Here is a 492-nt window from a genome sequence, read left to right as displayed (position 1 = left end):
GGGAACCTGCGGTTGGATCACCTCCTTACCTTAAAGAACCTGCCTTTGCAGTGCTCACACAGATTGTCTGATGAAAAACAGCAGTAAAAAACCTCTACAGGCTTGTAGCTCAGGTGGTTAGAGCGCACCCCTGATAAGGGTGAGGTCGGTGGTTCAAGTCCACTCAGGCCTACCAAATTTTTGCTGATGCTGCGTTGCGGCGACACTCACATACTTCAGTATGCTTCGTGTCACCACGCCTTGCCTCAACAAAAATTACCGGTACAGAGGTGACTACGATGGGGCTATAGCTCAGCTGGGAGAGCGCCTGCCTTGCACGCAGGAGGTCTGCGGTTCGATCCCGCATAGCTCCACCATCTTTTACTGCGAATACAAGAAAACTTCAGAGTGAACCTGAAAAGGTGCACTGCGAAGTTTTGCTCTTTAAAAATCTGGATCAAGCTGAAAATTGAAACGACACACAGCTTATGTGTGTTCGAGTCTCTCAAATTT

Annotated in this window: 2 tRNA genes; both read left to right on the top strand. The window is 48.6% G+C overall.

Features of this window, described 5'->3' with window-relative positions:
- Positions 1–98: 98 nt before the first annotated feature.
- A tRNA-Ile gene (locus INF58_RS20870) sits at positions 99–175 on the top strand.
- A 105-nt stretch (positions 176–280) separates the two neighbouring features.
- Positions 281–356 (top strand) — tRNA-Ala (locus INF58_RS20865).
- The last annotated feature ends 136 nt before the right edge of the window (positions 357–492 follow it).

Source organism: Enterobacter cloacae complex sp. P24RS (genome assembly GCF_014982165.1).
GTDB classification, from domain to species: domain Bacteria; phylum Pseudomonadota; class Gammaproteobacteria; order Enterobacterales; family Enterobacteriaceae; genus Enterobacter; species Enterobacter quasihormaechei.
Note: the sequence above shows the minus strand (reverse complement) of the source record. Positions and strands in the feature narration are given on the sequence as shown.